This is a genomic window from Pseudomonas sp. NPDC012596 (assembly GCF_042902325.1).
Classification (GTDB): Bacteria; Pseudomonadota; Gammaproteobacteria; order Pseudomonadales; family Pseudomonadaceae; genus Aquipseudomonas.
Window position 1 is genome coordinate 277,873 of sequence record NZ_JBIBEB010000006.1, and the last position, 6,822, is coordinate 284,694.

The following is a 6,822-nucleotide window of genomic DNA, read 5'->3' on the forward strand; positions in this document are numbered from 1 at the left end:
ACATGCGCATCGCAATCATCGGCAGCGGTATCGCTGGCCTCACCTGTGCCTACCTGCTGTCACGCCGGCACGACGTGACGGTGTTCGAAGCCGCCGACTGGATCGGTGGCCATACCCACACCGTCGATGTGCAATGGGGCGGCCAGCAGTACGCGGTGGACACCGGTTTCATCGTCTTCAACGACTGGACCTACCCGCACTTCATCCGCCTGCTCGACCAACTGAACGTCGCGTCCAGGCCCACCGAGATGAGCTTTTCGGTGCACGACCCGCGCAGCGGTTTCGAATACAACGGCCATGACCTGAACACGTTATTCGCCCAGCGCAGCAACCTCTTGTCTGCCGGGTTCTGGGGCATGTTGCGCGACATCGTGCGCTTCAACCGCAAGGCCATTGCCGACCTGGAAAACAAACGCATCGACGACGCCACCACCCTGGGTGGCTACCTGCAGATGCAGGGCTACGGGCAGCGTTTCATCGACCATTACATCGTGCCGATGGGCTCGGCGATCTGGTCGATGTCGCGCGCCGACATGCTCGGTTTTCCGCTGCAGTTTTTCGTGCGCTTCTGCCGCAACCATGGCTTGCTGTCGGTGAGCAATCGCCCGCAATGGCGAGTGATCGAGGGTGGCTCGCGCAGCTACCTGGCGCCGTTGTGCAAGCCTTTTGCCGAACGCATCCGCCTCAATTGCCCGGTCAGTCGGGTGAGCCGTGACGAGGGTGGCGTGACCGTGCTCAGCGCAGTTGGCAGCGAGCGCTTCGACAGCGTGGTGTTCGCCTGCCACAGCGACCAGGCTCTGGCCCTGCTTGAGGCGCCCAGCGCCGACGAGCGCGCGGTACTGGGCGCCATCACCTACGCCAGCAACGACGTGGTGCTGCACACCGACACCCGCCTGCTGCCCAAGCGCCACAAGGCCTGGGCCAGCTGGAACTACCGCCTCGGTGGCCCGCAGCAGGCCCCCGCCGCGCTGACCTACGCAATGAACATCCTGCAGGGCATCGACGCGCCGGTGACCTTTTGCGTGAGCCTGAACCAGACCGCGCTGGTGGACCCGACGCAAATCCTCGCCCGCTTTGACTATGCGCACCCGCAATACAGCCTGGTAGCCCTGGCCGCACAGGCCCGCCAGGACGAACTGCAGGGGCGCCAGCACAGCTACTACTGCGGCGCTTACTGGGGCAATGGCTTCCACGAAGACGGCGTGGTCAGCGCGCTGAAAGTGGCGGATTTTTTTGGAGAAGGCTTGTGAACAGCAGTTTGTGTCACGGTTGGGTCAACCATCGGCGCTTGGCCCCGCGACAGCACGTGTTCCGCTACCGCATTGGCATGTTCTACCTGGACCTGGATGAACAACCCCGCCTGCTCGGCCTCAGCCGCTGGCTCGGCCGTTCGCGGCTGGCGCCGTTGTGCTGGCGTGAATCCGATTACCTGCCGGCGCTGACCCGGCATGGTCTGGCCTTGGGCCAGGCTGCGCGGCAACTGGTTGGCCAGGCCACCGGGCAAACACCTGAAGGCGCTGTGCACCTGCTCACCCAGCCACGCTGCTGGGGGTTGTCTTTCAATCCGGTAAGCGTCTACTTCTGCCACGACCGGGCCGGCCAGCTGGTGGCGGTCCTGCTGGAGGTGCGCAACACGCCCTGGCGCGAGCGCTTCCACTATGTGCTGCCCGTGCACGACGGCCTGAAATCGGGGTTTTCCGTGGCCAAGGCATTTCACGTTTCGCCCTTCATGCCGCTGGACATGGAGTACCGCCTGCGCTTCGTGCTCGATGCACAGCGCGTGCACATGCACATGGAAAACTGGCACGAAGGGCAAAAGGTGTTCGACGCCGACCTGGCCTTGCAACGCGCGCCGCTGGACCGCGCCGCCCTGCACCGCCACATCCTCACCTTCCCGTGGATGAGCTTGCGCACAGTGTCGGCCATCTACTGGCAAGCCCTGCAGCTGTTGCTCAAGCGCACCCCCATCCACGACCACCGCGCCAGCCAGGGCAACCTGGGCCTCGGCCACGCCGCCTGTAAGGAGCCCGATCATGACCGATCCCACGTTGAGCGTTAGCAAGTCGGCCGGCCGTACGCCGCTATTCGCCAGCCTGGCCAGAATGGCCGTGCTGGCCCAGTTACGGCGCCTGGCCCACGGCAGTTTGCGGGTGATCTGCAATGACCGGCAGTGGAGCTTCGGCGACACCGGCAGCGCGCTCTACGCCGAAGTCGAAATCGTCGACGAGGCGGCCTGGAGCCTGGTCGCCAGCAGTGGCTCGATTGGCGCTGGGGAAGGCTACATCCACGGTTACTGGCGCAGCCCCGACCTGGCCGCAGTAACCCGCGTGTTCGTCGCTAACCTCGATGTCCTCGACGCCATGGAGGGCGGCCTGGCGCGCCTGGCACGCCCCGCCCTGCGCCTGCTGCACCAGCTCAACCGCAACAGCCGGCGCGGCGCGCGGCGCAATATTCTCGCCCATTACGACCTGGGCAATGCCTTGTTCGAACGCCTGCTCGACCCGACCATGATGTACTCGGCGGCGCAGTTCGACAGCGCCGAGCAAAGCCTGGAACAGGCACAACTGAACAAGCTTGAAACGATCTGCCAGAAGCTTGAACTGAAACCCGACGAGCACCTGCTGGAAATCGGCAGCGGCTGGGGCAGCCTGGCCATCCACGCGGCCACCCGGCATGGCTGCCGGGTTACCACCACGACGCTGTCTGACGCGCAATACAACCACACCCTGCAGCGCGTGCAGGCGCTGGGGCTGAGTGAGCGCATCACGGTGCTGCGCGAGGACTACCGAGACTTGCGCGGGCGCTTCGACAAGCTGGTGTCAGTGGAAATGATCGAAGCCGTCGGCCACCGCTACCTGCCCACGTACTTCCGCCAGTGCGCCGGGCTGCTCAAGGACGACGGCCTGATGCTGCTGCAGGCGATCACCATTCGCGACCAACGCTACGCCCAAGCGCGGCGTTCGGTAGATTTCATCCAGCGTTACATCTTCCCGGGCGGTGCGTTGCCCTCGCTGAGCGTGCTGCTGGATACCGCCAGCCGCCAGACCAAGTTGAACCTGGTCCACCTGGAAGACTTCGGCCAGGACTACGCACGCACCTTGCGCCATTGGCGCGACAACCTGCGCCAGGCGCGCGCCGCGCTGAAAGAGCTGGGTTACGACGACACCTTCCAGCGCTTGTGGGAGTTCTACCTTTGCTACTGCCAGGGCGGGTTCGAGGAGCGCGCAATTGGTGTGGCGCAGTTGCTGTGGGCGGCGCCGCAGGCGCGTCGGGCACCGCTGCCAGGCGCTTGAACGGTGCCCAGGCGATGGCTGATCGGCAATGCCTTGTGGTTGCAGGCAGGGTGGTGGATCTGTGTATTGGGGGCGCACAGGCCTTGGCTGCTGGTGATGGTGCCGATTGGCCTGGCGTTGCACCTGCGCTATTGCCAGGACCGCGGTGCAGAAGTGCGTGCGCTTTTTTGGGTAACGCTTGCCGGTTGTGTGCTGGACAGCGTGCTGGGGGCGATGGGGGTGTTCGACTTCGCCCAATGGCCGCTACCGCTCTGGCTGGCATTGTTGTGGCTGGTGCTGGCCAGCGGGTTGCGCCATAGCCTAGCGTGGGCGGCGCGGCCGGTTTGGCTGGGAGCGCTGCTGGGTATGTTAGGGGGCCCGCTGGCTTATCTGGCGGGGGCGCGCTTGGCGGGGGTAGCGTTGCCGATGGGGGTTATGCCGACTGCGATCATATTGGGGATGATCTGGGCGCTGGTATTTCCATTGGCCCTGCGCGTTGCATTAAGGTCTAAGCCAGACCCAAACCTCTGATCAGCGCGGGCTACTGAAAGCAGGCGCCGCGGTGGATGGCACCGGCTGCGCCGGTGTTCGCGGCTGAAGCCGCTCCTACAGGATCCCTGCCAAATCAGTCAGTTAGCGTTTGTTCTGTGGGAGCGGCGTTGACCATCTCTGTTCACGGCGTGCCCGCCGGCAACCGGCGGAAGAACAGGGTTATCTGCGCGACCTCCACCCCCAGCTTGCGCATGCTCGAGCGGTTGATCAGGGTGTCGTCATCCATCAGGTACATCCAGTCGTCGATGTCCATCTGCCAATGCCGCCCGTCCACTGGCACGTCGAGCGTGTAGCGCCAGCGCAAGGCATTGCCGGCCACCTCGCCACGCGCCTCGCCGATCACGTCACCCGCACGCCCGCGCCAGCGTCCCGGGCCGTCCGGGGTGATCGTCCAGGTGCGCTGCTGGCGGGTACCGTCGCTGTACAGGAAATGCTCGTCGAGGATCAGCTTCTCGCCCTCGCGGCGGCTGTCGATACGCACATGGAACCGCTTGGTCACCTCCCCCGAGCGCTTCTGCACCATGCCCCACGCCTGCACCGGCACCGCAAAGAACGCAACCAGGTCCAGCGTCGGCTTCTCGCCAGCGTAGTGGTCCACCTCGACGTTGCCGCAACTGCCCAGCAACAGGCAGCCAATCAACAGCAGCACTCTACCCATGTTCACTCTCCTCGATCGTTGCCCGCCAGGCCGAGCAGGCGCTGGCGTAACGCTGGGTCGCGGGCTCGCGGGTCGAGCCAGATGGCGAAGAAGGCGCGGGCGAACGCCGGGTCGGCGACCTCGTGGCGCAGTTGCCCGTCGACATAGAAACGGCTGCCCTGCCCGGGCAGGTACACCCCGGTGATGCGCGTGCCCGGCTGCACATCGACGAATGCCGCCTGCATGGCTTGCGCCCATCGGTCCAGCGTGGTTTGGGGCAATTGCCGGTCGCTCAGGCGCCGCATCTCGTCCAGGCTTGCCTGCACCAGCGTGTCGCGCGACAACGCCCGGTGGTAGATCAGCTCCAGGGCGAACGGCGCTTGCCAGCCCTGAGGCGAACCGGCGCTCCACAAGCGTGCGGTGTAGACCCTGAAGCCAAACCAGGTGAACTCGCCGCTGCCCACCTGGCGCGCGTCGGGCACCGCGGGTCGCCAGTCTGCCGCGGCCGCAAACCCCGCCAACAGCAGTAAAGCCAGCAGAAACGCACCGCGTCGACGCGCCATGAGAGGACACCGCAAAGCCCTAATGTTGTACAAGTATATTTTCCTGTATAGCTTTTTGCTGCGATATCGACGCCCATGGCGAACTTCATGACGGACGGCATTCGTTCGGTTATCGAACAATAGAGCCATACTCGGCATTGACGGTGCGGGTTTCACTGCTCACCATGCCACGGCCTTGCGAGTGCTCCCTGCCTTGAGCCAAAACCGCGAGCTAGATGCATCCGCCGTTCATTACAATTTCAAGAAACAGGTACATCCGCCATGCCTCCGATTCCCCATGCTTCCATGGGCAGCAAGATTCGCGGCGCCTTTGCCGTCGGTAAGACGCGTTGGGGCATGCTCGCCCTTGTGTTCTTCGCCACCACCCTGAACTACATCGACCGCGCCGCCCTCGGCATCATGCAGCCCATGCTGGCCAAGGACATGAGCTGGACGGCGATGGACTACGCCAACATCAACTTCTGGTTCCAGGTGGGGTATGCCATCGGCTTCCTGCTGCAGGGCCGGCTGATCGACAAGGTCGGTGTCAAACGCGCCTTCTTCGTCGCGGTACTGCTCTGGAGCCTGGCCACGGGCGCCCACGGCCTGGCCACCTCGGCCGCCGGTTTCATGGTCTGCCGCTTCATCCTCGGCCTGACCGAAGCCGCCAACTACCCCGCCTGCGTGAAGACCACGCGCCTGTGGTTCCCTGCCGGTGAACGGGCCATCGCCACCGGGCTGTTCAATGCCGGCACCAACGTCGGCGCGATGATCACCCCGGCACTGCTGCCGGTGATCCTTGCCGCCTGGGGCTGGCAGGCCGCCTTCATCGCCATGGGCTGCCTGGGCCTGGTCTGGGTGATCTTCTGGGGGCTGAAGTACTTCAACCCTGAAGACCACCCGAGCGTGCGCCAGAGCGAGCTGGACTACATTCAGCAAGAGCCGGAGCCTGAGGCCGTGCGTGTGCCCTTCAGCCGCATCCTGCGCATGCGCGGCACCTGGGCCTTCGCCGTGGCGTTCGCGATCACCGCGCCGGTGTTCTGGTTCTACCTGTACTGGCTGCCGCCGTTCCTCAACCAGCAGTACAACCTGGGCATCAGCGTCACCCAGATGGGCATCCCGCTGATACTGATCTGGCTGACGGCCGACTTCGGCAGCATTGGCGGCGGCATCCTCTCGTCGTGGCTGATCGGCCGCGGCGTGCGTGCCACGCGGGCACGGTTGATTTCGATGCTGATCTTCGCCTGCACCATCATCAGCGTGACCTTCGCAGCCCACGCCAGCGACCTGTGGGTCGCGGTGCTGGCCATCGCCGTGGCGGTCGGCGCGCACCAGGCCTGGACGGCAAACATCTGGAGCCTGTTGATGGACTACACGCCCAAGCACCTGGTAAGCACGGTGTTCGGCTTCGGCAGCATGTGCGCGGCTATCGGCGGCATGTTCATGACGCAGATCGTCGGCAGCGTGCTGACCATCACCAACAACAATTACGGCGTGCTGTTCACCATGATCCCGACGATGTACTTCATCGCGCTGGTATGGCTGTACTTCATGGCGCCGCGCAAGGTCGAAACAGCGTAAGCGCGAGACCGGTTTTCCTCGAAGGGGCCTGCGGGCCTCTTTTTTTTGTATTAGGGGTGCAGTGGGGGTGCCTGCCTTGGGATCTTTGGTGATGCACAAATCGAGCGCCGCGCGGGCGGCGCTTCGCGAAGCGCCTGCCTTGAGATCTTTAGCGCCCTTGAGATCGAGCGCCGCCCGCGCGGCGCATCGCGGGCAAGCCCGCTCCTACATTTGTTGCAACGCGCCGTTCCAGTCAGGC

General features: G+C 64.6%; 7 protein-coding genes. 5 read left to right on the plus strand and 2 right to left on the minus strand.

Going from position 1 to position 6,822, the window contains the following annotated elements; genetic code table 11:
• The first annotated feature begins 2 nt into the window (after positions 1-2).
• From ACFY68_RS10385 to ACFY68_RS10400, 4 genes are read left to right on the plus strand one after another with little or no spacing between them, the layout of a single operon-like run.
• Positions 3-1,250, plus strand: a complete 1,248-nt coding sequence (locus tag ACFY68_RS10385; RefSeq protein ID WP_387526467.1) for an NAD(P)/FAD-dependent oxidoreductase — start codon at positions 3-5, stop codon at positions 1,248-1,250.
• The gene (locus tag ACFY68_RS10390) at positions 1,247-2,059 is read left to right on the plus strand and encodes a DUF1365 domain-containing protein (RefSeq protein WP_387526470.1); all 813 of its coding nucleotides are present in this window, start codon (positions 1,247-1,249) and stop codon (positions 2,057-2,059) included. Before ACFY68_RS10385 ends, ACFY68_RS10390 begins: the two co-directional genes overlap by 4 nt.
• Positions 2,034-3,293, plus strand: a complete 1,260-nt coding sequence (locus ACFY68_RS10395) for a class I SAM-dependent methyltransferase (RefSeq protein ID WP_387526473.1) — start codon at positions 2,034-2,036, stop codon at positions 3,291-3,293. The genes ACFY68_RS10390 and ACFY68_RS10395 overlap by 26 nt, the downstream gene beginning before the upstream one ends.
• A 3-nt stretch (positions 3,294-3,296) precedes the next feature.
• Positions 3,297-3,803, plus strand: coding sequence for a DUF2878 domain-containing protein (locus ACFY68_RS10400; RefSeq protein ID WP_387526476.1), 507 nt, complete (start codon positions 3,297-3,299; stop codon positions 3,801-3,803).
• A 142-nt stretch (positions 3,804-3,945) separates the two neighbouring features.
• Here ACFY68_RS10400 and ACFY68_RS10405 read toward each other — a convergent pair whose 3' ends face one another.
• Positions 3,946-4,482: a DUF3833 domain-containing protein gene (locus tag ACFY68_RS10405; protein ID WP_387526479.1), complete on the minus strand. Its 537-nt coding sequence runs from the start codon at positions 4,480-4,482 to the stop codon at positions 3,946-3,948.
• Positions 4,483-4,484: 2 nt separating this feature from the next.
• On the minus strand, positions 4,485-5,024 hold the full coding sequence (locus ACFY68_RS10410) for a chalcone isomerase family protein (protein WP_387526482.1): 540 nt from the start codon (positions 5,022-5,024) through the stop codon (positions 4,485-4,487).
• 261 nt (positions 5,025-5,285) lie between these two features.
• On the opposite strand from ACFY68_RS10410, the gene ACFY68_RS10415 reads away from it, so the two are divergent.
• Positions 5,286-6,584 carry an MFS transporter gene (locus ACFY68_RS10415; RefSeq protein WP_387526485.1) on the plus strand — a complete coding sequence of 433 codons (1,299 nt, stop codon included), beginning with the start codon at positions 5,286-5,288 and terminating at the stop codon, positions 6,582-6,584.
• Positions 6,585-6,822 lie beyond the last annotated feature (238 nt).

What these genes read in the sequence shown, in the direction of transcription:
- ACFY68_RS10385 (WP_387526467.1), top strand. Translation starts at nt 3, where the DNA reads ATGCGCATCGCAATCATCGGCAGCGGTATCGCTGGCCTCACCTGTGCC.
- ACFY68_RS10395 (WP_387526473.1), top strand. Translation starts at nt 2,034, where the DNA reads ATGACCGATCCCACGTTGAGCGTTAGCAAGTCGGCCGGCCGTACGCCG.
- ACFY68_RS10405 (WP_387526479.1), bottom strand. Translation starts at nt 4,482, where the DNA reads ATGGGTAGAGTGCTGCTGTTGATTGGCTGCCTGTTGCTGGGCAGTTGC.
- ACFY68_RS10410 (WP_387526482.1), bottom strand. Translation starts at nt 5,024, where the DNA reads ATGGCGCGTCGACGCGGTGCGTTTCTGCTGGCTTTACTGCTGTTGGCG.
- ACFY68_RS10415 (WP_387526485.1), top strand. Translation starts at nt 5,286, where the DNA reads ATGCCTCCGATTCCCCATGCTTCCATGGGCAGCAAGATTCGCGGCGCC.